The 22,208-nt window shown below is 68.2% G+C and carries 18 protein-coding genes; 10 read left to right on the plus strand and 8 right to left on the minus strand.

Features of this window, described 5'->3' with window-relative positions:
- Positions 1 to 25: 25 nt before the first annotated feature.
- From ACW172_RS13365 to ligK, 5 genes are all read right to left on the minus strand, one after another.
- Positions 26 to 1,360, minus strand: a complete 1,335-nt coding sequence (locus tag ACW172_RS13365) for a FecR domain-containing protein (protein WP_492031934.1) — start codon at positions 1,358 to 1,360, stop codon at positions 26 to 28.
- Positions 1,360 to 2,079 carry a response regulator transcription factor gene (locus ACW172_RS13370; protein WP_492031935.1) on the minus strand — a complete coding sequence of 240 codons (720 nt, stop codon included), beginning with the start codon at positions 2,077 to 2,079 and terminating at the stop codon, positions 1,360 to 1,362. The genes ACW172_RS13365 and ACW172_RS13370 overlap by 1 nt, the downstream gene beginning before the upstream one ends.
- A 176-nt stretch (positions 2,080 to 2,255) precedes the next feature.
- On the minus strand, positions 2,256 to 3,152 hold the full coding sequence (locus ACW172_RS13375) for an amidohydrolase family protein (protein ID WP_492031936.1): 897 nt from the start codon (positions 3,150 to 3,152) through the stop codon (positions 2,256 to 2,258).
- The gene (locus ACW172_RS13380) at positions 3,149 to 4,264 is read right to left on the minus strand and encodes a 4-oxalomesaconate tautomerase (RefSeq protein WP_492031937.1); all 1,116 of its coding nucleotides are present in this window, start codon (positions 4,262 to 4,264) and stop codon (positions 3,149 to 3,151) included. The genes ACW172_RS13375 and ACW172_RS13380 overlap by 4 nt, the downstream gene beginning before the upstream one ends.
- On the minus strand, positions 4,257 to 4,931 hold the full coding sequence (gene ligK / locus ACW172_RS13385) for a 4-carboxy-4-hydroxy-2-oxoadipate aldolase/oxaloacetate decarboxylase (RefSeq protein ID WP_492031938.1): 675 nt from the start codon (positions 4,929 to 4,931) through the stop codon (positions 4,257 to 4,259). Before ligK ends, ACW172_RS13380 begins: the two co-directional genes overlap by 8 nt.
- Before the next feature lie 101 nt (positions 4,932 to 5,032).
- On the opposite strand from ligK, the gene ACW172_RS13390 reads away from it, so the two are divergent.
- The 6 genes from ACW172_RS13390 (at position 5,033) to ACW172_RS13415 (ending at position 10,401) form a co-directional block, all read left to right on the plus strand.
- Positions 5,033 to 6,199 carry a LysR substrate-binding domain-containing protein gene (locus tag ACW172_RS13390; protein ID WP_492031939.1) on the plus strand — a complete coding sequence of 389 codons (1,167 nt, stop codon included), beginning with the start codon at positions 5,033 to 5,035 and terminating at the stop codon, positions 6,197 to 6,199.
- A gap of 71 nt (positions 6,200 to 6,270) precedes the next feature.
- Positions 6,271 to 7,158 (plus strand): NAD(P)-dependent oxidoreductase, encoded by an 888-nt coding sequence (locus tag ACW172_RS13395; RefSeq protein WP_492031940.1) that lies wholly within the window; start codon positions 6,271 to 6,273, stop codon positions 7,156 to 7,158.
- Entirely contained in the window at positions 7,155 to 8,180 is a 1,026-nt protein-coding gene (locus ACW172_RS13400; RefSeq protein WP_492031941.1) for an amidohydrolase family protein, read from the plus strand. The genes ACW172_RS13395 and ACW172_RS13400 overlap by 4 nt, the downstream gene beginning before the upstream one ends.
- On the plus strand, positions 8,177 to 8,599 hold the full coding sequence (gene ligA / locus ACW172_RS13405; RefSeq protein WP_492031942.1) for a protocatechuate 4,5-dioxygenase subunit alpha: 423 nt from the start codon (positions 8,177 to 8,179) through the stop codon (positions 8,597 to 8,599). The genes ACW172_RS13400 and ligA overlap by 4 nt, the downstream gene beginning before the upstream one ends.
- Entirely contained in the window at positions 8,599 to 9,441 is an 843-nt protein-coding gene (locus tag ACW172_RS13410) for a class III extradiol dioxygenase subunit beta (protein ID WP_492031943.1), read from the plus strand. The genes ligA and ACW172_RS13410 overlap by 1 nt, the downstream gene beginning before the upstream one ends.
- Positions 9,442 to 9,459: 18 nt before the next feature.
- A complete protein-coding gene (locus ACW172_RS13415; RefSeq protein ID WP_492031944.1) occupies positions 9,460 to 10,401 on the plus strand; it encodes a Gfo/Idh/MocA family oxidoreductase in 942 nt (313 codons plus the stop codon).
- Positions 10,402 to 10,442: 41 nt separating this feature from the next.
- On the opposite strand, the gene ACW172_RS13420 is transcribed toward ACW172_RS13415, so the two are convergent.
- The gene (locus ACW172_RS13420) at positions 10,443 to 12,299 is read right to left on the minus strand and encodes a bifunctional sugar phosphate isomerase/epimerase/4-hydroxyphenylpyruvate dioxygenase family protein (RefSeq protein ID WP_492031945.1); all 1,857 of its coding nucleotides are present in this window, start codon (positions 12,297 to 12,299) and stop codon (positions 10,443 to 10,445) included.
- Between the two features lie 107 nt (positions 12,300 to 12,406).
- Between ACW172_RS13420 and ACW172_RS13425 the strand changes: the two genes are divergently transcribed.
- From ACW172_RS13425 to ACW172_RS13440, 4 genes are all read left to right on the plus strand, one after another.
- Positions 12,407 to 13,303, plus strand: a complete 897-nt coding sequence (locus ACW172_RS13425) for a LysR family transcriptional regulator (protein ID WP_492031946.1) — start codon at positions 12,407 to 12,409, stop codon at positions 13,301 to 13,303.
- Between the two features lie 171 nt (positions 13,304 to 13,474).
- Positions 13,475 to 15,940, plus strand: coding sequence for a TonB-dependent receptor (locus tag ACW172_RS13430; protein ID WP_492031947.1), 2,466 nt, complete (start codon positions 13,475 to 13,477; stop codon positions 15,938 to 15,940).
- A 117-nt stretch (positions 15,941 to 16,057) separates the two neighbouring features.
- Complete coding sequence (locus ACW172_RS13435) at positions 16,058 to 17,272, plus strand: MFS transporter (protein ID WP_492031948.1); 1,215 nt, start codon at positions 16,058 to 16,060, stop codon at positions 17,270 to 17,272.
- The gene (locus ACW172_RS13440) at positions 17,259 to 18,113 is read left to right on the plus strand and encodes a shikimate dehydrogenase (RefSeq protein WP_492031949.1); all 855 of its coding nucleotides are present in this window, start codon (positions 17,259 to 17,261) and stop codon (positions 18,111 to 18,113) included. The genes ACW172_RS13435 and ACW172_RS13440 overlap by 14 nt, the downstream gene beginning before the upstream one ends.
- On the opposite strand, the gene ACW172_RS13445 is transcribed toward ACW172_RS13440, so the two are convergent.
- Both ACW172_RS13445 and ACW172_RS13450 read right to left on the minus strand, forming a co-directional pair.
- A complete protein-coding gene (locus tag ACW172_RS13445) occupies positions 18,110 to 19,525 on the minus strand; it encodes a glycoside hydrolase family 53 protein (RefSeq protein WP_492031950.1) in 1,416 nt (471 codons plus the stop codon). The genes ACW172_RS13440 and ACW172_RS13445 overlap by 4 nt on opposite strands.
- A gap of 41 nt (positions 19,526 to 19,566) precedes the next feature.
- Positions 19,567 to 22,203 carry a TonB-dependent receptor gene (locus ACW172_RS13450; RefSeq protein WP_492031951.1) on the minus strand — a complete coding sequence of 879 codons (2,637 nt, stop codon included), beginning with the start codon at positions 22,201 to 22,203 and terminating at the stop codon, positions 19,567 to 19,569.
- Positions 22,204 to 22,208 lie beyond the last annotated feature (5 nt).

Here is a 22,208-nt window from a genome sequence, read left to right on the forward strand (position 1 = left end):
AAGGCCAGGGGCAGTGGACGCGCGCTCAGGGGACGGTCAGGGAGGCGGGCGGGGACCAGGCCTCGACCGGCTTGCCGTCCACGATCCAGACCGACATCACGCGCCAGCGATACTCGCCGGACGGCAGGGGCGGCACGATGATCCCGGGCCGGGGCACGTCGGCGCGGTCGACCACCAGGGTCCCGTCCATCCGGGCCAGCTGGAAGCGATAGCGTTCGGCGCCGCGGGGCGGGGTGCTCCAGTGGAAGGCGCGGGCGCCGCCGGCCTGGGGTTCGACGCTCAGGCCGCTGACCACATTCAGGGCGCGGACGAAGGGATAGTCGCCGGGCATGCCTTCGACGCCCAAGGGCGAGACGGCGGTCAGGCGGATGAAATAGGGGCCGTCGGGCAGGGGGTAGATGTCGATCTTCGCCTCGCCGGGCCGGGACTGACCGTCGCTGACGACATTGACGAAGCCGGCGTCGGTGGCGACGACGGCGCGATACTGGGCCGCTCCCGCCTCGGGCGTCAGGGCGAAGGACAGCATGCCGCCGGCCTGAAGGGCGTTGTCCGCGACCCAGGCGGGCTCGGGCAGGAGGTCGACCAGATCAGCCTTGCCGTCGGCGATGGCCACGCCCTGACGCGGGGCGGCGAGCAGGGGCTCCAGGCCTTCGGGCGCGACATGGACCGATCCGCCCAGGACCTCGGTCTGGGCGCGGTCGGCGCCGCCGTCATAGCCGATGCGGAACTCGGTGCCGCGCACGGCCGAGGCGGACAGGGGAGTGCCGACGCGGAAGCCGCCGGGGGAGCGGACCGGAGCGGCGTGGAACTCGGACCGGCCGCCCATGACGGTGATCTCCTGATCCACGGCGCCGTTCAGGACATAGGCGCGCAGGCGTGTCAGGCGCACGCGGCTCATCGACGGCACGGCGACGGTCCCGCCGTCGGGTAGGCTGAAGCGGGCGTTGGAGTTGGCGCCGGTCTCGATCTCGGCGCCCTCTCCGATCACGGCGCCGACGCGGGTCGCCGTCGTGGCCGCGCCCTGGCGCAGGCGCACGTCGCCGCGGAAGGTGACCAGCCGGGCCTGGACCGGGCGGGTCTTCAGCAGGGCGGCCGGAAGCCGCAGGGTCGTACCGACGGACAGCCGCAGGGGGTCGGCGACGCCGTTCAGCGTCTGGAGCTCGCGCCAGTCGGATTCGCGTTCCAGATGGGCGCCGGCGATGCTGCGCAGGGTGTCGCCCGACCGGACCACATAGCTGAATGTCTCACCCGAGGTTCGAACCTGTGGCGTGGGCGTGGGTTCGGCCCAGGCTGTGCCCGACAGGCCGGCGAGCGCCAGCCAGGCGGCGGCTCCCATGGCGGCAAGCCGGGCGATCCTCATCAGGTCTCTCCGTCTGCGGTCCCAGCGGTCGGCGTCTCGAGCCGCTCCAGACGGTATCCATAGCTGTAGACGGGGGCCAGACGGAAGCCCGCATCGGGCCGCAGGTTCAGCTTGGAGCGCACACGCGAGATGTGCATGTCCAGGGTGCGGCTGTTCAGGTCCGGATCGCTGCCCCAGACGCTGTCCAGCAGATAGGAGCGGGACAGGGCCCGGTTCAGGTTGCGCAGCAGGATCAGGGCGACGGCGAACTCCTTGGCCGTCATGGCCACGGGCTGGCCATTGGCGCTCGCCGTGCCGGTGGACGGATCCAGGGCGACGTGACCATGGACCTCGGCGGCCTGGGCCTCGGGCGCGCCATAGGCGCGGCGCAGCAGGGCGTGGATACGGGCCTGGAGCACCGCCTTGGAGACGGGCTTGGTCAGGAAGTCGTCGGCGCCCGCGCCCAGACCCTCGACCACATCGGCGTCGTCAGAACGGCTGGTGACCAGCAGGATCGGCGGCGGCGGGGTCAGGTTCTTCTGGGCCCAGCGCACGACCTCGACGCCCGACTTGTCCGGCAGCTGCCAGTCCAGAATCAGCAGGTCGAAGGTCTCGCGGCGCAGGGCCGAGAGCAGGGCGTTGGCGCGCGAGAAACCGGACCCCTCAAAGCCGGCTTCGGCAATGATGTCGAGGATCAGATCCAACTGTACGCGGTCGTCGTCGAGGGTGGCGATCTTCATGGTGGTCCATATCGGTCGTCGGGGGCGGCCGGTCGGGCGCGTCGGGAAGGCGGCATAATGCCCTTACCCGCGCCGGAAGATTGTAAAATCTCGTATCCCGGGAGATCGGGCGGCCACGTTCGGCCACAGCGGGCGTTTCGCCACGCGCTGAAGGGACGCGATCCGGGACGGACGCCTCAGACCGTGCGGAGTTCCGGCCAGTAGAGCCGAATCGGATTGTCGATCAGCAGCCCGCGCTGGAGTTCGGGCGTAACGGCGATACGGGGAATGACGTCGACCAGATGGCCGTCGTCGGGGACGTCATCCTGCATGTTCGGATGCGGCCAGTCGGTGCCCCACAGGACGCGGTCGGGATAGCGTTCGACGATCGGGCGCACGACCTCGACGAAGTCGTCCCACGGGTCGCCCTGGGCCGAGAGGCGGTCGGGACAGGTGACCTTGGTCCAGATGTCGTCGCGGCTGTCCATCAGGGCCTTGAAGGCGGTGATCTCGGCGCCGTCCGGTCCCTGGGACATCGAGGGGCGGCCCATGTGGTCGATGACGATGGGCGTCGGGATGGCGGCGAGGAAGGGCAGCATCTCCTCGAGGATATCGGCCTCGAAATAGATGACCACATGCCAGCCCAGGGCCTGGATGCGGTGAGCGACCTCCAGGAACCTGTCCTTGGGCGCGTCATCGACCAGGCGCTTGAGGAAGTTGAAGCGGACGCCGCGAATGCCGCCCTCGTGAAGGGCCTTCAGCTCGGCATCGGTGATGGCCGGATCGACCACGGCGACGCCGCGCGCCATTCCGTTAGACTTCGCGATGGCGTTCAGGGTCGCGGCGTTGTCCGTGCCGTGGCAGCTGGCCTGGACGATGACGTTGCGGCTGAAGCCGAGGTGGTCGCGCAGGGCGAACAGCATGTCAGGGCCGGCGTCCTCGGGCAGGTATTTGGCCCTGGCGCTGAACGGGAACTCGGCCATCGGGCCGAAGACGTGGCAGTGGGCGTCGACCGCGCCGGGCGGGGGCGTGAAGCGCGGCTTCGACGGGGCCGGATGCCAGCTGACGATGCGTTCGACGGTGTCGGTGCTCATGCGAAGACGGTCCCATCCATCAGCTTGCGGGCGGTGCGGAGCATGGCGGCGATGATCACGGCGCCGCTGTCATCCAGTTCCATGACACAGGTGGTCTCGCCTGTCGGGTGTTCGACCGACAGGGTCTTGCGGCGCCCCTCCGGGACAACGGCGACCTCGGCGGCGGGCGAGCCTTCCATCAGGCAGGCGGTGGCCAGGCTGACAGCGGCCAGGACGCCGACCGAAGCGTGGGCGCGGCGGGGAATGAAGCTGCGAACGGTGATCGCGCCGCCGTCGCGGGGCGGGGCGACCAGCAGCATCTTGGGCACCGACTTGTCGGCGACGTCGCCCAGATTCATCATCGGCCCGACGATCAGGCGGATGGCCTCGATGCGCGCTTTCAGGGCCTCGTCGGCGTCGAGTTCGTCGCGGGTCTCATAGCCTGTCGCGCCCACGTCGGCGGCCTTGAACACCACGCAGGGCATGCCGTTGTCGATCAGGGTCAGGCGCACGCCATCGACCTCATCGACCGCCCGGCCGGTGGGCAGCAGGGCGCCGCAGCTGGAGCCGGCCGTGTCGCGGAACTCCAGCGGCACGGGGGCGGCGGTCCCGGGAACGCCATCGATGCGGGCGTCGCCGGCGTAGTCGACCACGCCGCCGGGCGTGCGGATCGTGGCCACGGCGGTCTGGCCGGTGTTGACCATGAAGATGACAACGCGGGTCTCGTCCCCCGTCGCGGCGACCAGTCCGCGCTCGATGGCGAAGGGGCCGACGCCGGCGAGGATGTTGCCGCAGTTCTGTTTGTCCGTGACGATGGCCTGATCGACGAAGACCTGAAGGAACAGGTAGTCGACATCGACGCCTTCGCGCTCTGACTTCGATACCACCGCGACCTTGGAGGTCAGGGGATCGGCGCCGCCCATGCCGTCGATCTGGCGCGGATCGGGCGAGCCCATGACGCGCAGCAGGAAGGCGTCGCGCTCGGCGATGTCGGTGGGCAGGTTCTCAGCGAGGAAGTAGCCGCCCTTCGACGTCCCGCCCCGCATCCACATCACATTGGCCGAAGTGGGGGCTATCGCTCGGGGCGCGGCCCCTCGCTGCTTGAGCCCCGGGGCGTCGGCGGCGCTAGACATACTTCAGGCCCATCTTCTCCAGCTTGCCGCGCATGTCGTAGATGTCGAGGCCCAGTTCGCCGGCGGCGAGGCGGACGCGCTTGGCCTCCTCCAGCGCCTCGCGGGCCCGGGCCTTTTCCAGCACCGCCTCGGCTTCTGTGCGTGGCACGACGCAGACGCCGTCGTCATCGGCGATGATCACGTCGCCGGGATGGACCAGAGCGCCGGCGCAGACGATGGGCACATTGACCGAGCCGAGGGTGGCCTTGATCGTGCCCTGGGCGTGGACCGCGCGAGACCAGACGGGGAAGTTCATCTGCGTCAGGTCCCGGACGTCGCGCACGCCCGCGTCGATGATCAGGCCGCGGCAGCCGCGGGCCTGGGCTGAGGTGGCCAGGAGGTCGCCGAAATAGCCGTCGGTCGAGGGGCTGGTGGGGGCCAGGACCAGGACGTCGCCGTCCTGAAGCTGTTCGATGGCGACGTGGATCATCCAGTTGTCGCCGGGCGGGGCCGAGATGGTCACGGCCGAGCCGGCGATCCGGGCGCCGGGATAGATGGGGCGCATATGGGGGGCGAGCAGGCCCGTCCGCCCCTGCGCCTCATGCACGGTGGCGACACCGCAGGCGGCGAGGCCGTCGAGGGTCGAAAGGCTCGCGCGCTCAACGGAGGTGACGACGATGCCGGACATGTTGGACCCTCAGCGTGGCGGTTTGACGGTATTGCGAGCGATGCCCCGAGTACGCCAATGGGAAAACTGGCGTCCCTATTAGCCTGTGCTAAGTTTGGGTCGTGAAGCCGTTCGATCTCAATATCCGTCACCTCCGCGCCGTGGCCGCCGTCGTGGACACGGGCAGCATCAGCGCGGCCGCGCGGGTGGTGAACTTGACCCAGCCCGCCATCACCCAGGGGATCGCCAAGCTGGAGCGGCAGATCGGCCTGCCGCTGTTCGAGCGGCGGCCCGGCGGGATGGTCCCGACTCCCGCCGCCGAACTGCTGGCGCCGCGCGTCATGGCCGCCATCCGGCTGATGGACAGCCGCCATGCGACGGCGGCCCAGGTCAGCGCCTTTTTGGCCCTGGCGCGGTGCGGGAGCTATGCGGCGGCGGCGGCGGAGACGGGCCTGTCGGAGCCGTCGCTGCACCGGGCCGTGGGCGACCTGTCGCTGGCGGTAGGCCACATCCTGGTCGAGCGGCGCGGCAAGGGGGTGGCCCTGACCCCGCGCGGCGTGGGGGTGGCGCGGCGCTTCCGGCTGGGCGAGTCGGAGCTGAGGTCGGCTCTGTTCGAACTGGCCCTGCTGGAGGGGCGCGAGGTCGGGCGGATCACCGTCGGCGCCATGCCCCTGTCGCGCGCCCGGCTGCTGCCCGCCGCCGTCACGGCGTTTCACGCGCTTCACGGCGACATCAGCGTGGGCATCGTCGAGGGTTCGCACGCCGAACTGGTCGGTCCCCTTCGCGACGGGGAGATCGACCTGATGGTCGGCGCCCTGAGGCCGAAGTCCACCGACGACAGCATCATCCAGACGCCCCTGTTCGAGGACCGGCCGGTGATCCTGGCGCGGGCGGGGCATCCACTGGCAGGCGGGAAGGGGCCGATCACGCCGGAGGCCATGACGGCCTATCCGTGGATCACCCCGGCCGAGGGCACGCCGCTAAGGGCTCAGTGGCAGGCGATGTTCGCGGCGGCGGGTGCGGTGGCGCCGGCGGTGCCGATCGAATGCGGCTCGGTCATCATGGTGCGGCAGATGCTGCTGCACAGCGACTTCCTGACCCTGTTGTCGCCCGATCAGGTGGCGGTGGAGCTGGAGGCCGGCTGGCTGGCCAAGATCGCCGACGCCCCCGGCGACGTCAGCCGGATCATCGGGGTGACCACTCGCGCCGACTGGCGGCCAACGGCCCTGCAACGGCGCTTTCTGGGCGTGCTCAAGGAACAGGCGGAACTCATCGCCGCCGACCCATAGTTCGTATTTGCTGATAGCTCGGCGCACAATCCGATTGGCCGGGATCGACCGGCTTGCCTAAGCCGGATCGCATGACGGACACCTCCGACATCATCGCCGTGATCGGCTTCGGCGAGGCCGGACAGACCTTCGCTTCGGCGGGGAGCTGGGGTGCGCGGGCCAGGGTCCATGACCGGCTGACCGACGCCGCCGCGACGCGCGAGGCCAAGCGGGCCGACTATGCGGTGTCGGGCGTCCGGGGCTGCGACACGGCGGCCGAAGCCGTCGCGGGCGCGGTAGCGGTGATCGCCCTCGTGACCGCCGATCAGGCCCCGATCGTCGCGACCGAGACGGCGCGCTCGATCGCGCCGGGCGCCCTCTATCTGGACCTGAACAGCGTCGCGCCCGAGACCAAGCGGTCGGCGGCGCGCGCGGTCGAGGCGGCGGGCGGCCATTATGTCGATGTCGCGGTGATGTCGCCGGTCCAGCCCGCGGCCCTGGCCTCGCCCCTGCTGCTCAGCGGGCCCAAGGCGGAGGCGGCGGCAGCGCTGCTGGCCTCGCTGGGCTTCAGCAAGATCCGGGTGGTCGGACCCCAGGTCGGTCGCGCCTCCTCGATCAAGATGATCCGCTCGGTGATGATCAAGGGGCTCGAGGCCCTGAGCGCCGAATGCGTGCTGGCCGCCAGCGAGGCCGGGGTGCTGGACGAGGTCGTGGCCTCGCTTGACGCCAGCTGGCCCGGCGCCGACTGGGGCAGGCGCGCCGACTACAACCTCGACCGGATGATGGTCCATGGCCTGCGCCGCTCCGCCGAGATGGAGGAGGTGGTGCGCACGCTGGAGGATCTGGGCGTCGGCGCGGAGATGAGCCGGGGCACGGCAGCCCGCCAGGCGAAGATTGGCGCTCTGGGCCTGAAGACGCCACCCCAGGGGCTGATCGCCAAGATCGCCGCCCTGCTGCAGAAAAGGGCCAAGGCCGCATGACCCTGATCATCGACTGCCACGGCCACTATACGACCGCGCCCGAGGCCCACACCGCCTGGCGCGACGCGCAGGTCGCCGCCTTCAAGGCCGGACAACCGACGCCCGCCTATCCCGACATCTCCGACGCCGAGATCCGCGAGACCATCGAGCAGAACCAGCTGAAGCTGCTGCGCGAGCGCGGCGCCGACCTGACCATCTTCTCGCCGCGCGCCTCGACCATGGCGCCCCATGTCGGGGACGAGGCGGTCAGTCTGGAATGGGCGCGGCGCTGCAACGACCTGATCGCGCGGGTGGTGGGCCTGTACCCCGAGACCTTCGCCGGGGTCTGTATGCTGCCCCAGTCGCCCAAGGCCGACCTGACCGGCTCGATCGCCGAGCTGGAGCGGTGCGTGAACGAGCTGGGCTTCGTCGGCTGCAATCTGAACCCCGATCCGGGCGGCGGCCATTTCCAGCATCCGCCCCTGACCGACCGCTACTGGTATCCCTTCTTCGAGACGATGGTGGCGCTGGACGTGCCGGCCATGATCCACGTCTCGGGCAGTTGCAATCATGCCCTGCACGCCACGGGGGCCTATTACATCGCCGCTGACACGGTCGCCTTCATGCAACTGATCGAGGGGGACCTGTTCCGGGACTTCCCGACGCTGCGGCTGATCATTCCGCACGGCGGCGGGGCGGTCCCGTATCACTGGGGCCGGTATCGCGGTCTGGCCGACATGCTGAAGAAGCCCGAGCTGGACGGGCACCTGATGAACAACGTCTTCTTCGACACCTGCGTCTATCATCAGCCGGGGATCGACCTGCTGGCCGAGGTGATCGAGACCAAGAACATCCTGTTCGGCTCGGAGATGGTCGGCGCCGTGCGGGGGATCGACCCGCGCACCGGCCAGTATTTCGACGACACCAAACGCTATGTCGACGCGCTCGACATCTCCGACGAGCGCAAGCACGCGATCTTCGAGGGCAATGCGCGCCGGGTCTTCCCGAGGCTGGACGCCATCCTGAAAGGGCAGGGCCGATGAGCGACAGCCAGCCCTCGAAGCAGGACATTCACGCCTATCTGGCCGAGCTGGAGGACATCCCCGGCACCCGGGTGTTCACCGCCGCGCGGGCCCGCAAGGGCTACTGGCTGAACCAGTTCTGCATGACCCTGATGAAGGCCAACAACCGCGAGCGGTTCAGGGCCGACGAGCGGGCCTATCTGGACGAATGGCCGATGACCGAGGCGCAGAAGCAGGCGGTGCTCAAGCGCGACTACAACGCCGCCCTCGACGAAGGCGGCAACATCTACTTTCTGGCCAAGGTCTTCTTCACCGACGAGATCAGCTTCCTGCAGGCCGTGGGGACCATGACCGGGATGAGCCCGGCCGACTATCAGGCGATGATGCTGGCGGGCGGCCGATCCCCCGTCGGCCTGCGCTCCAAGAAGGATCCCTACTGATGGCCCGGATCACCGCCGGCGTCGCCTCCAGCCACATCCCGGCCCTGGGCGCGAGCATCGACCTCGGCAAGACCGCCGAACCCTATTGGGCGACCTGCTTCGCCGGCTTCGACTGGACCCGCGCCTGGGAGGCGGCCCAGAAGCCGGACGTCGTCATCCTGGTCTTCAACGACCATGCCTCGGCCTTCGACATGAACATCATCCCGACCTTCGCGATCGGCTGCGGCGAGCGTTACGCCTCGGCCGACGAGGGCTGGGGACCGCGCCCGGTGCCCGACGTCATCGGCGATCCGGACCTGGCCTGGCACATAGCCCAGAGCTGCATTCTGGACGAGTTCGACATGACCATCGTCAATACGATGGACGTGGACCACGGCCTGACGGTGCCGCTGAGCCTGATGTTCGGACAGCCCGAGGCCTGGCCGTGCAAGGTGGTGCCGCTGGCCGTCAATGTGGTCACCTATCCGCCGCCGACCGGCAACCGATGCTACGCCCTGGGCGAGGCCATCGCCCGCGCTGTGGCGTCGTACCCTGAGGATCTGAACGTCCAGATCTGGGGCACGGGCGGGATGAGCCATCAGCTGCAGGGGCCGCGCGCCGGCCTGATCAACGCCGAATGGGACCAGCGTTTCCTCGACGACCTGACCGCCGACCCCCAGCGCCTGCGCCACATCCCGCACATCGAATATCTGCGCGAGACCGGATCCGAGGGCATCGAGCTGGTCATGTGGCTGATCATGCGCGGGGCCTTGGGCAAGGGCGTCAAGGAACTGCACCGGCACTATCACGTGCCCGCGTCGAACACCGCGGTCGGGCACATCGTGCTCGAGCCGGCCGACTGACCTTTCGGAGACCTCCTCATGAAGATCGCACTCGCCGGCGCCGGCGCCTTCGGTGAAAAGCACCTGGACGGGCTGAAGCTGATCGACGGCGTCGAGGTCGTCAGCCTGGTCAGCCGCAATCTGGAGGCCACCCGGGCCGTCGCCGACAAATACGGCATCGCCCACGCCACGACGGAACTGGACGAAGCTCTCGCCCTGCAGGACGTCGATGCGGTGATCCTGTGCACCCCGACCCAGATGCACGCCGCCCAGGCCATCGCCTGTATGGAGGCCGGGAAACATGTGCAGGTCGAGATCCCGCTGGCGGACAGTCTGGCCGACGCGGAAGCCGTGCTGGCCAAGCAGCAGGAGACGGGCCTGGTCTGCATGGTCGGCCATACCCGGCGCTTCAATCCGAGCCACCAGTACATCCACAACAAGATCCGAGCGGGCGAGCTGAACCTCCAGCAGATGGACGTCCAGACCTATTTCTTCCGCCGCAAGAACATCAACGCCAAGGGCGAGCCGCGCAGCTGGACCGATCACCTGCTGTGGCACCATGCGGCCCATACGGTGGACCTGTTCGCGTATCAGTGCGGGCCGATCGTCAAGGCCAACGCCATCGAGGGGCCGATCCATCCTGAGCTCGGCATCGCCATGGACATGTCGATCCAGCTCAAGAGCGAAAGCGGGGCGATCTGCACCCTGTCGCTGTCGTTCAACAACGACGGGCCTCTGGGGACCTTCTTCCGCTACATCGGCGACAACGGCACCTGGATCGCGCGCTACGACGATCTGGTCACGGGCCGGGAAGAGCCGGTCGATGTGTCGAAGGTCGACGTCTCCATGAACGGCATCGAGCTGCAGGACCGTGAGTTTATCGCCGCCATCCGAGAGGGGCGCGAGCCGAACAGTTCGGTGGCCCAGGTCCTGCCCTGCTACCGGGTGCTGGACCAGCTGGAACGGCAGCTGAAGGCCTGAGCGGGGTCGCTTCAGTCCTGCAGCCCTCAGTCCTGCAGCCCTCAGTCCTGAAGCGCCGGGCGGAAACGGCTCTGCGCCGCCAGCCGAGCCTGGGTGTTGACCGCCGAATAGCCGTCATAGCCGCGCCGCTGGACGAACTCGAAGAAGACCCCCTTGTCGAGGGCGCGGGTGTAGATCTGAAACACCTCCCCGTCGTCGCCCCGGTCGTAGAGGATATTGCCCGCGCGCATCCGCGCCAGCACCTCGGGCGCGAGGTCGAACCGGGCGGCGAGGTCGTCGTGGTAGTTGGGCGAGATTTCCAGAATGGGCGCGCCCAGCGCCGCCAGCCGCTCGGCGACGGCGAAGATGTCCTCGGTGGCGATGGCGATATGCTGCACCCCGGCGCCGAAGCTGCGGTGGATGAAGCGCGAGGCCAGGGTCTGGCCGGCATGGGCCCCGATCAGCATGAAGCGCAGGCCGCGATCCGGGGCCTCGACCGCCTGGTTGGCGACCAGCCCCAGAGGATCGGCGACCTCGGCCATGCGCGTCCGGTCGATCTGGAACAGGGCGCAGTAGAAGAGCTGCCAGGACAGGAACTCCTCGTGCTGCATGGACTGGGACAGGTGGTCGATGCCGCCGATGTGCGCATCGAGCGCGTCCGGGGCGCCGTCATCCGCCGCCTCGAACTCGACCTCCCAGGGCGAGGGACCATGGGCGTCGACCAGATGGATCAGGGCGGCGCCGACGCCGCGGATCGCGGGCATGGGCAGGCGCGGCGGGGCGACCGTGGTCGGGAAGACCTCCATGCCGAGCGCCTCCGCGCGGGCGAGGGCGGCGGCGGGATCGTCGACCGTCACCCCGATGGCGCAGACCGAGGGGCCGTGCAGCAGCCGGTAGCTGGCCGCGAAGCCGGTCTGTTCGCGGTTGATCACGATATGGACCCGGCCCAGCCGCCAGTGCTCGACCGCCATCGTCCGGTGCAGCCCCGCCTTGATGAAGCCGAGGGAGGTCAGCATGGCCCGCATCGGTTCGGCCTCGGCCTCGGTCATGGCGAACTCGACGAAGGCCGGGCCGGAGGCGGGAACGCGGGGAGGGAAGGCGGTCGCCTTTGGTGCGACAGCCTCCTCGACGAGCACCAGCGAACGCTTGCCGTCCTTTGCGATCTGGCGGGCCGACCAGGCGCGGAAGTCGTCGTTGAAGATCTCAAGGCTCAGCGGGCCGTCGTAGCCGCGCCGGGCCAGGGTCTCGACATAGGCGCTGACCTCGAACTCTCCCTGACCGGGCATGCAGCGGTGGTGACGGCTCCAGGACAGGTGGTCCATCTGCAGACGCGGGGCGTCGGCGACCTGAACGAGGACGATCTTGGCCGGATCGATCTCTTCCAGACTGGCGATGGGGATGTCGCGCGACAGGGAGTGGAAGGTGTCGAGAATGATGCCGATCGCCGGATGGTCGACGGTGCGAACGATGTCCCAGACCTGCCGGTGGTCGTTGATGTGACGGCCCCAGGCCAGGGCCTCATAGCCGACGCGCAGGCCTCGAGCGGCGGCGCGGTCGCCCAGTTCTCGGAAGTCGTCGGCGATGTGGGCCGGGTCGCCGGAGGCCTCCGGATGCAGGCTGCTGCAGACCAGCATGTCCTTGGCGCCGAGCGTCTGCATCAGATCGAATTTGCGCTCCGCCCGGTCGAAGACCTTGTCGCGCAGGGCGCCCGACAGGCCCTCGAAGTCCCGGAACGGCTGCCAGGCGGTACAGACCAGCCCGAGGTCGCGGATCATGCGGGCGATGGTTTCGGGGCGCTCCGGACTGCCGATCAGATCAGCCTCGAAGATCTCGACCCCGGCGAAGCCGGCCTCGGCGATGGCCGTCAGCTTTTCGGTCAGGGACCCGCTCACGGAGACCGTCGCGATCGAATGAAGCATGGGGTCCCCGTCGCCTGTGAACGTCTTTCAGCGTTCTTGCGCGGCCCCGGCCCTTCGATCAAAGATCAAGTTTTTCGTATTCAATAACTCGGAGTTATGGGGCTCTCATGCTGAATCTGCGTCAGATCGAGGTGTTCCGGGCCGTCATGACCACCAAGTCGGTCAGTGGCGCAGCGCGAATGCTGAACTGCTCCCAGCCCGGGGTCAGCCGTCTGCTCAAGCACACCGAGTCCCGGCTGGGCTTCGCCCTGTTCGAGCGCGGGGCCGGGGGGATGATCCCGACGCGCGAGGCCGAGCGCATCTTCCGCGAGGTCCAGGCCATCTATGGCGTCATGAACGACCTCGACGGCCTGCTGGAGCGTATCCGCACCGGTGAAAGCCATGAGTTCAAACTGGGCGCCTCGCCCTCGCTCTCGAACCACATGATCCCGGCGATCCTGCGCAAGCTGGTCGACCAGTTCCCCGAGCTGCGCATCCAGTTCGACGTCCTGCCGGTCGATGAGATCTCGGACTATCTGGTGCGAGAGCGCGGCGAATATGCGCTGAGCGTGTTCGACGTCAGCCATCCGAATATCGAGAGTCGCATCATCGGACGGGGGCGGCTGGTCGCGGCCCTGCCGCCCGGCCACCGGCTGGCGGACCGCACCGTCATCTCGGCCCATGACCTGGCCGGCGAGCGGATCATCGGCCTGAGGGAGGCCTCGCCGCACGGGCAGCTGGCGCGCGATCTGATGGCCGACGTCGAGCCGGGCCTGAACCGCGCCACCACCGTCCGCTTCGCCGAAACGGCCTGCGCCTTCGTGCGCCAGGGGCACGGCATCGCCCTGGTCGACGAATTCACGATTCGAGGATTTCCGTCGGACGAACTGGTCATCGTCGGTTTCGACCGGAAGCTGACGATGCCGGTCTATCTGCATCGCGGCAAATTCGCACCGCGCTCCAAGATCGGTCGGCGCTTCGAGGAGCTCACCGAGGAGTTTGTCGCAAATCATCCAATGGATTAGACGGCGAACGCCGTTCTGAACTCATAACGCCCCGTTATGGGAAGCGCCTGTTCTGGTATTTGCGTTAGCGGGCCGCTTCACAGCCAATACCCCTCAAGAGCCGGTTTGAAAATCGGCCGCCAAAAACCGCCACACGCCCTGCGGGTGGCTTTTCCTGAGGGGGAAACCTGGATGCTGAACCACCTGTCGACCAAGTCACGCCTGCTGATGGCCGCCTGCACCCTGATCGCGGTTCCGGGCGGGGCCTGGGCGCAAAGCGCGGCCCCGGCGGCGGATCCTGCTCAGGAGCAGGCCGCCACTGTCGAGGACATCGTCGTCACCGCCAACAAGCGCAAGGAGTCCCTGCAGGACGTGCCCGCCAGCGTGGCCGTGATCTCGGAAGAGACGCTGGAAAACGCCCAGATCGCCAATCCGCAGGACTTTCCCCAGCTGGCCCCGACCCTGAACTTCCAGGCGGCGGACGAGGCGCGGCTGTTCAACTTCTCGATCCGCGGGATCGGCACGGAATCCTTCTCGGTCGGGGTCGAACCCAGCGTGGCGACGATCATCGACGGCGTCGTCTACACTCGCCCCGGCGCTGCCTTCGACGGCCTGGCCGACATCGAACAGGTCGAGGTCCTGAACGGGCCCCAGGGCACGCTGCAGGGCAAGAACGCCTCGGCGGGCGCGGTCAATATCGTCACCCGCCGCCCCAACCGCGATCACTTCGAGGGCCGCGCCTCCCTGACCCTGGCCGAGGCCAATGAGCACCGGGGCGAGCTGAGCCTGACGGGCCCGATCAACGACACCCTGGCCTACCGGCTGTACACCTACTACCGGGAGAACGACGGTCAGGTGCGCGACATCAAGACCGGCGACACGGTCAACAATGTCGAGAGCTACGGCGTGCGCGGCAAGCTGGAGTGGGAGCCGCGCGCGGGGATCAACTTCCTGCTGGCCGCCGACGCCTCCAAGCGGATCGCCGACTGCTGCGCCGAGCCGCTGCGCGTCGCCGCGGCCTCGGGCAATGTCACCGCCGCCTTCACCGGCACCCCGGTCGGGCCGGACAATGAATACGTCAATCTGAACACGGTTCAGGAAGGTTCGCAGGAGAACCGTGGGGTCTCGCTGGAGGGCAATTTCAACGTCTTCGGCGACATGACCCTGACGTCGCTGACCGCCTATCGCGAGTTCCGCGACGTCGCGATCCGCGACCGGGACGGCACCAATGCGCCCTTCACCGGCGTCACGGCCCAGCAGCTCTACAACGCCACCGTGCCCGGCATTTCCCAGGCCGACGCCATGACCCGCCTTTCGGCCCTGCTGCTCAATCCGATCAGCCGGGCGTCGCGCAACGGCGTGTTCGGCGAGAGCAACAGCCTGGAGCTGAACAACACCTTCTCGCAGGAATTCCGTCTGACCTCGCCGGTCTATGAGCATTACGACTTCATCCTGGGCCTGTTCTACTATGACTCCGCCGTCGAGCGGGATCTGACCATCGCGGGCGTGCGGTCCAACATCGCCGGCAACGTCGTCTTCCCGACCCCGACCACGGTCGTGGTGGCGCGCGACACGGCCTATGTGCTGGCCGACATGATCACCCAGGTGGACACCACCAACCAGGCGATCTTCGGCAATCTGAACGTACGGCCGTTCGGCGGGCTGACCCTGACCGGCGGGTTCCGCTATCTGAAGGAAGACCTTGACTGGTATCACCGCAAGGTCACCGGCCCGAACGGCGACCACATCGGCGGCGGCGTCGGCACCAACCCGGCCGGGCAGGTCGCGCCGGGCGCCAACGTCGGCACCCCGGCCTTCAACTTCCGCCGCAGCTACAGCGACTCAGAGCTGATCGGGAAGCTGTCGGCCCGCTATGAGTTTACCGACGACCTGACCGGCTATGTGTCCTGGGCCAAGGGCTACAAGGGCGAGGCGGTCGACGCCGACATGTACCTGACCCAGGACGGCTTCAACACCTCGCCGGTCGCGCCCGAGACCTCGAAGTCCTGGGAAGTCGGCTTCAAGGGGCGGTTCTTCGACCGCCGCCTGGCCATCAACGTCGACTACTACAACACCCAGTTCGAGGGCTATCAGACCACCTCGGCCGGGGCCGACGGCTCGGGCGCGCCGGTGCTGCGGTCGGCGGGCGAGCTGGACACCAGCGGCTTCGAGGGCGACATCACCGTCTTCCCGCTGCCGGGCCTGACCCTGTCGGGGAACTTCCTGTTCGCGGACAACCAGTTCGGCGATCTGTTCGTCGGCGGCGTCAATGTGAAGGGCGGCATGCCCCTGAACGCGCCCGACACCAAATACGGCTTCAGCGGCACCTATAACTTCGACGTCGCCGGCTGGGGCATGATGGTCAACGGCAACTACGCCTGGACCTCCGAGACCCTGTTCACCAACCTGGCCGACGCCAATAATCCGAACTCGGTCTGGCTGCGGCCGTCGTACGGGGTGGCCAATCTGAGCGTCGCGGCCTCGTCGCCGGACGATCGGTACAAGGTCACGGTCTTCGTCAAGAACCTGTTCGACGAGCAATACGTCGCCGGCCTGCGCCGGATCTCGGGTTCGGTCGGCGGCGCGGGGGCGGTGGCCCAGGCCCTGCCGCGCGACTTCCACCGGTATGTCGGCGTCACCCTGACCGCCAACTTCTAGTTCCTTCGACCTTTCGCGGGCAGCGGCGGCGCCGCTGCCCGCGTCTCTTTTTCCAGCGTTCGGATCGGTAAACTCATGGCGTATTCACCGGGCTCATCTTCCGGGGGCTCATCGGATGTGATCGATGGGCCGACCCGCTCCAGCCGCTGGACCTTCAAGGCCTTCATCGCAGTGGCCCTGTGCTTCGTCATCAACATGATCGACGGCATGGACATCGTGGCCATGTCCTATGTCGGCCCGGCCCTGAGCCGCGACTGGAGCCTGTCGCCCAGCACCCTCGGGCTGGTGTTCAGCGCGGGCCTCGGCGGGATGGCCATCGGCTGTCTGCTGGTCGCGCCGCTCGCCGACCGGTTCGGGCGCAAGCCCCTGATCATGACCGCCCTGACCTTGATGTCGATCGGCATGATCGCCTGCGGCTTCGTCACCAATGTCTATGAGCTGATGGCCGCCCGGGTCGTGGTCGGCGCCGGCATCGGCACGGTCCTGACCACCATGGCGGCCCTGACCGCCGAGGTCGCCCCGCCGAAATACCGCAGTCTGGCCGTCGGCATCGTCCAGGGCGGCTATCCGCTGGCGGCGGTGGGAACGGGGCTGGTCGTCGCCGCCCTGCTGCCGACGCACGGCTGGCAGCCGCTGCTGCTCTGGGCCGGGGTGCTGACGGTGGTTATGCTGCCGGCCGCCTGGCTGATCCTGCCGAAGACCTCGCCGGAGAGCCTGCGGGCGCTCAAGGCGACCTCGTTCGGAGCGCTGGTGTCCAAGGGCTTCCTGAAGAACACCCTGCTGCTGTGGATCGCCGTCTTCTCCGGCTTCATGGTGCTCTACTACATCGTCAGCTGGGTGCCGCGTCTGGCCATCCAGGCCGGTCTGTCAGAGACCAACGGCATCTATGCCGGGACCCTCTACAACCTCGGCGCCTTCGTCGGGACGGTGATCATGAGCAGCCTGTCGGTGCGGCAGCCGCTGACCCGGATCATCCCGACCTTCCTGGTGGGGGCGACCATCGCCATGCTGGTCTTCGGACTGGTGCCGATGTCGGTGGCCCTGACCCTGTTCACCGCCTTCATGATCGGGGTGCTGCTGCAGGGCGGGTTCAACGGCATCTATCCGCTGGCGGCCTCCGTCTATCCCGAGGGGGTGCGGGCGACCGGCATCGGCTGGGCCTATGGCATCGGCCGGGGCGGGGCGGTGATCGGCCCTTGGCTGGGCGGCTATCTGATCGCCACGGGGGCGTCATTGCCGATCCTGTTCGGCGTCTATGCCGTTCCCATGCTGATCTGCGCCGCCGCCACCCGCCTGACCACCCCCGCGGAGCCGACGCATGTCAAAGGCTGACCGCTTCCTGATCGGCCTCGTCGGCGACGGCATCCAGTTCTCCAGAAGCCCGGACCTGCATCATGCGGAGGCCGCGGCCCAGGGGCTGGCGGTCCACTATCAGCTGATCGACATGGCCAAACTCGGGCTGGGATTCGCGGACCTGGCCGATGTGCTGGGCTGGGCCGAACGGCTGGGTTTCTCGGCCTTCAACATCACCCATCCCTACAAGCAGGCCGTTCTGCCCCTGCTGGCCGAGCTGTCGCCCGAGGCGGCGGTGCTCGGGGCGGTCAATACAGTCGTGGTGCGCGACGGGCGGCGGATCGGCCACAACACCGACTGGGTCGGCTTCGCCCATTCCATGACGGAAGGCCTGCCGGGCGCCGACCTGAGCCGCGTCGCCGTGATCGGGGCGGGCGGCGCCAGCGCGGCCATCTGCTACGCCCTGCTCAGCCTGGGCGCGCGGGAAATCCGCCTCTATGATCCGGCGCGTGAGCGGGCCGAGGCCCTGGCGGCCCATATGGCCATCGCCTGGCCGGGCCGGACGGTCGCGGCCCAGCCGAGCGCGGACGCGGCCTGCGAGGGTGTCACCGGCATCGTCCAGACCAGCCCGATCGGCATGAAGACCTATCCCGGCATGCCCCTGTCTGCGGACCTGATCCCCGGCGGAATCTGGGTGGCGGACATCATCTACACCCCGGCGGAGACCGAGTTCCTGAAGGCCGCGACGGCACGGGGATGCGCGACCATGAGCGGCATCGGCATGGTCATCGCCCAGGCCGCCAAATCGTTTGAGGTCTTCACCGGACGCTCCGCCGACCTGACGCGCATGCGGGCCGTGCTCGCAGACCAGACGACCTAGCGGTCGCCGACCGTGTAAGTCGCGGTCAGGCCGTCGGCGGCGACGTGGGCCTCGACCATCTTGCCGCCGTCGAGCAGGCCGTGGTCGAAGGGCCGACGGTCGAAGACCTGGAACTTGATGTCCGTGTCCGGTCGGGTCGTCGTCGTGTAGCGGTAGAGCGTCGGGTCCGAGGCGTCGGGCGACAGCCGGGCGATGATCTCGTTCGAGCCGAGGAAGTCGCCCCACAGCCAGAGCGGACCGGTCTGACCCGCCGGGCGGCGGATGGTCAGGGTGATCGGCGCCGGCTCCTGATAGGTCGCCTGGGCGAAGGTCGCGGCCGGGGTCGGCTCATTGCCGTGACGCCAGTCGAAGTATGTGGAGTTCTCCCAGTTCGAGCCCTGGCCCCAGCGGGTGGAGCAGTTGGTCGAGACCCAGGCCGGCTCCCAGTAGACCACGCCGACGCCGCCCGCGAACTTCACGCGCTGGGTCAGGTCGATCATATACTGGCGCTGACCCTCATAGGTCGCCGGATAGCCGGGCAGGAGGGAATCCTCGCCCAGCAGGTTCGGGGAGTTGTCGGCAGAGTCCGTTGTGAAGGGATAGGCGGTCTCGACCACCACGACCTCGGCCGGATAGCGGTGACGCAGGCGGTTGATGGTCTGCTCCAGACCGTCGAGGTCACGCGTCGACCATTTGCGATAGTAGCTGACGCCGATCAGGTCGAAGTCGGTGACGCCGTGTGCCCAGGCGGCGGCGAACCAGGGCTCGACGTTCTCGGGCTGGGCGATGTGCAGCATGACCAGCGGCTGGATCTTCGACTGGGCGCCGGCGTCGCGGACGGCCTTGATCCCGGCATTGAGCAGGGCGGCGTTGCGGTCCCAGTTGATCCCGGCGTGTGTGGTCTTCCAGTCCGCCTCGCCCATCAGCTCGGGATTGGTTTCGTTGCCGACCTGGACCTGGTCCGGCATCAGCCCCTCGTCGTCGAGGGTGCGCAGGGTCTGGAAGGTGTAGTCGTAGACAGCCTGGGACAGGGCGGGGACGTCGTCGCGGATGGAGCGCCAGGCGGCGGGCACGATCTGTTTGTCGCCGTCGGCCCAGTCGTCGGAATAGTGGAAGTCGAGCAGGACCTCCATGCCGGCGGCGCGGGCGCGGCGGATTGTTTCACGGGCGTCGTCGAGGTCGCTGTATTTCGTCCAGTCGGCGTTGTGCCAGATGCGCACGCGGACCAGATTGGTCCCGAGCTCGGCGAACAGCTGGTAGGGATCGCGGGCCTGGCCGTCCTTGCGATAGACGGCGCCGCAGTCTTCCATCTCGTTCACATAGGACAGGTCGGCGCCGAAGTAGAAGGGCGCCGGTCGGCCCGCCTCCTCGGCCTGCGCGGGCAGGGCGAGGAGGGCGGCGAGAGCGGGAAGAAGCAAACGGCGGATCGTCATTCTCCGGTGTTGGAAGGCAGGAAGGCCAGGCCGCGCGGGTCCTAGTAGCGGAAGGTCGCGTCCAGGCTGAAGCGACGGCCGAAGCGCGTCAGGCTGGCCAGGCGGTTCACGTCGTTGTCGTAGTGAACCCGGACTTCCTCATCCGTCAGATTGCTGGCCTGGAAGCGGAAGCCGACATTGTGGGTCAGCTGGTAGGAGGCGCTGAAGTCGAGCGTGGTCTCGGCTTCCAGCGTCCGCAGGGCCGAGCCGTCCCAGCCGGTGATGACGGTGAAGGGGCTGTGGTACTTGTAGCCCAGACGGCTTTCCAGCTTGCCGTCCGAGTACCAGAGGTCGACCGTCGCCGTCTCCTTGGCCAGGCCCGTGGACTCCAGCGGGTTGTTGGCCGGGTAGAACTCCTTCACGTCGGACTGGACGTAGGCGAAGTTGGCGTAGATGCCGAAATTCGACAGCGCCGGAACGAAGCTGAACGGGGTCTGGAAGGTGAGCTCGGCGCCGCTGATGCCGCCGCCGTCGCCGTTGAACGGACCGGTGACGTTGTAGGTCACGCCGTTGATGGTCACCGGCTGGGTCGAATAGCCGATGTGGCTCTCGACGTCCTTGTAGTAGATCGCGGCGGCGAACAGGGCTTCCGGCGCGAAGTAGAATTCGTAGGACAGGTCGACCTGGTTGGCGATGTAGGGCTCCAGCAGCGGGTTGCCGGCCGAGCCCGTGGGCGGCGGGGTGGTGTTGTAGAGCGTGCGGCCGGCGCGCAGCTCGTCCAGCGGCGGACGCGCCATGGTGCGGGCCAGGCCGAAGCGCAGTTGCTGACCTTCGGCGAGCGACAGGGTCAGGTTCAGGCTGGGCAGCAGCTGGAAGTAATCGTTGTCGATGCTGACCGGCGACAGGGCGCCGCCGTTGACCGATTCATAGCCGTGGCTGGTGGTGTCGACCTGAACCGCGCGGGCGCCGATGTTGCCGGTGAACGGCAGGTTCATGAAGGTCCCGGCGAACTTGGCCTTCACATAGGCTTCGGCGACGGTTTCATCGACGGACCAGCCCGAGGCGGTGTCGGTGCTGTTGGCGGGCTGGACGAAGCCGCCGATGGCGGCCTTGGCCACGGCGTCGAAGTCGCCGTTGATGAAGGAGGGGGTGTCGAAGTCCGAGACCTTGAAGCTGGTCAGGAGGCTGGCCGGCAGGGTCGCGATGATCGGCGCCTGGGTCCAGAAGGTGCGCGTATATTCCTTCGTGCGGTCCGTGACGCGGGCGCCGAACGAGACGTCGGTCAGGCCGGTGTCGCCCATGTAGCGGGACACGTCGAAGCGCGCGGTGGTCAGCTCGTCCGACAGATTGCCGCCGTCCGCCTGGGCCGGCCGGTAGCTCTGCAGCGGCTGGTAGGAGACGTCGCCGGTGTCATAGCTGGCATAGGCCGAGGGCGTCCGGCCGGGCGTCATGTCGACGCCGGCCATGGCCGGATACTGTTCGGTGAAGATGGCGCGCCACAGGTTTTCGCGCTCGGCCTTGGAGTAGGCGAGGTCGCCGGTCAGGGTCCAGTCGCCCGAGGTCCACTTGCCGTTCAGGCCCGTGGCGAACAGGGTCTTGTCCTCGGTGTATTTGGCGATGACGTTTGTGACCGAGGCATAGGGCAGGCGCGCCGCCACCACGGTGTTGTTGATGATGGTGTAGGAGGCCGTCGGGTCGCCGTAGGCCCAGGCGGAGCTGCCGCCATAGTTCCCGTAGGCGCCGTTGTTGCCGTACCAGATCTGGTTCTGGTCCTCGTCGATCTTGATGTCCGAGTAGAGGACGTCGAGGTTCAGTTCGAACTGGTCGGACGGCTTCCACTGCAGGGCGCCGTTGACGCCGTTGCGGGTCTCGGTCAGGCGCTTGACCTGGGTCTGGGCGCCCCAGAAGGTGGCGTCCAGATCGCCGTCGCCATCGACGTCACCGGCCGAGCCGCCGGTCGCCGCGTCGTTCCAGCCCCAGCCCTCGAAGGTCGAATAGCCGTTCTTCTGGACCTGATGGGTCGCGCCGAGGGCGAGGCCCAGGGTGTCCGAGACCGGGTGGGTGACATTGGCGCTCAGGCGATAGCCGGTCGGGTCATAGTCGGGCAGGTCCTTGCCCGCGTCGTAATAGACCGCGCCTGCGGTGCCGACGAAGGCCGGGCCGCGGTAGTCGAGCGGACGCACGGTGCGGATGTCGATGGTGCCGGCGATGCCGCCCGAGACCAAGTCGGCCGACTGCGACTTGTAGACCTGTACGCCCGAGACGATCTCGGACGGATAGATTTCCCAGCGGATGTTGCGGTCGGGCTCGGACGAGGCGACCTCGCGGCCGTTGACGAGACCGAGCACGAGGCGCGGGCCGAGGCCCCGGATGGCGGCCTGGCTCTGGTTGCCGCGGTCACGCGTGCCGTTGATGCCGGGCAGGCGAACCAGTTCCTCGGCGATGGTGACGTTCGGCAGCTGGCCGATGTCCTGCGAGGAGATGGCCTCGATGACGAGGTCGGAGTTGCGCTTCACCCCGATGGCGCTGCGCAGCGAGCCGCGGATGCCGGTGACGACGACTTCGTCGACCTGGGCGGCGTCATCCGTCTGCGTGGTCGTCGGGGCCGGCGCCGTTTGGGCGAAGGCCGGCGCGGCGGCGGTGAACAAGGCGGCGGCGGAGACGCCGGCTGCGATGAGGGTCTTTCTCTTGATGGTCATGGTGT

The organism is Brevundimonas sp. ALps5, assembly GCF_058681645.1.

What these genes read in the sequence shown, in the direction of transcription:
- ACW172_RS13365 (WP_492031934.1), bottom strand. Translation starts at nt 1,360, where the DNA reads ATGAGGATCGCCCGGCTTGCCGCCATGGGAGCCGCCGCCTGGCTGGCG.
- ACW172_RS13370 (WP_492031935.1), bottom strand. Translation starts at nt 2,079, where the DNA reads ATGAAGATCGCCACCCTCGACGACGACCGCGTACAGTTGGATCTGATC.
- ACW172_RS13375 (WP_492031936.1), bottom strand. Translation starts at nt 3,152, where the DNA reads ATGAGCACCGACACCGTCGAACGCATCGTCAGCTGGCATCCGGCCCCG.
- ACW172_RS13380 (WP_492031937.1), bottom strand. Translation starts at nt 4,264, where the DNA reads ATGTCTAGCGCCGCCGACGCCCCGGGGCTCAAGCAGCGAGGGGCCGCG.
- ligK (WP_492031938.1), bottom strand. Translation starts at nt 4,931, where the DNA reads ATGTCCGGCATCGTCGTCACCTCCGTTGAGCGCGCGAGCCTTTCGACC.
- ACW172_RS13395 (WP_492031940.1), top strand. Translation starts at nt 6,271, where the DNA reads ATGACGGACACCTCCGACATCATCGCCGTGATCGGCTTCGGCGAGGCC.
- ACW172_RS13400 (WP_492031941.1), top strand. Translation starts at nt 7,155, where the DNA reads ATGACCCTGATCATCGACTGCCACGGCCACTATACGACCGCGCCCGAG.
- ligA (WP_492031942.1), top strand. Translation starts at nt 8,177, where the DNA reads ATGAGCGACAGCCAGCCCTCGAAGCAGGACATTCACGCCTATCTGGCC.
- ACW172_RS13410 (WP_492031943.1), top strand. Translation starts at nt 8,599, where the DNA reads ATGGCCCGGATCACCGCCGGCGTCGCCTCCAGCCACATCCCGGCCCTG.
- ACW172_RS13415 (WP_492031944.1), top strand. Translation starts at nt 9,460, where the DNA reads ATGAAGATCGCACTCGCCGGCGCCGGCGCCTTCGGTGAAAAGCACCTG.
- ACW172_RS13420 (WP_492031945.1), bottom strand. Translation starts at nt 12,299, where the DNA reads ATGCTTCATTCGATCGCGACGGTCTCCGTGAGCGGGTCCCTGACCGAA.
- ACW172_RS13425 (WP_492031946.1), top strand. Translation starts at nt 12,407, where the DNA reads ATGCTGAATCTGCGTCAGATCGAGGTGTTCCGGGCCGTCATGACCACC.
- ACW172_RS13430 (WP_492031947.1), top strand. Translation starts at nt 13,475, where the DNA reads ATGCTGAACCACCTGTCGACCAAGTCACGCCTGCTGATGGCCGCCTGC.
- ACW172_RS13440 (WP_492031949.1), top strand. Translation starts at nt 17,259, where the DNA reads ATGTCAAAGGCTGACCGCTTCCTGATCGGCCTCGTCGGCGACGGCATC.
- ACW172_RS13445 (WP_492031950.1), bottom strand. Translation starts at nt 19,525, where the DNA reads ATGACGATCCGCCGTTTGCTTCTTCCCGCTCTCGCCGCCCTCCTCGCC.
- ACW172_RS13450 (WP_492031951.1), bottom strand. Translation starts at nt 22,203, where the DNA reads ATGACCATCAAGAGAAAGACCCTCATCGCAGCCGGCGTCTCCGCCGCC.